The sequence below is a fragment of the Bacillus sp. AC266 genome, from assembly GCF_979253805.1.
On sequence record NZ_CEEDEC010000064.1, the window covers coordinates 1 to 243 of the forward strand.

A 243-nucleotide genomic window follows, 5' to 3' on the forward strand; every position below is an offset into this window, starting at 1 on the left:
GGACGATCATAGTTAAAGTGATAGCCATTTTCCGTTTTCTCTAAAATCGGCTTTGGTAAGTACGGAATTAAATAAGCTTTCACACCTACTGGACCAGAACCTGGACCACCGCCGCCATGCGGACCTGTAAATGTTTTATGTAGGTTTAAATGCACAACGTCAAATCCCATAACTCCTGGGCGTGCTTGGCTTAATACCGCATTTAAGTTTGCACCATCATAGTATAATTTACCGCCTGCGTTA

Annotated in this window: 1 pseudogene; it reads right to left on the reverse strand. The window is 42.8% G+C overall.

What is annotated here, in order from left to right:
* Nucleotides 1-243, reverse strand: a pseudogene (locus AC0IXC_RS29330) (aminomethyl-transferring glycine dehydrogenase subunit GcvPB); the annotation flags it as partial.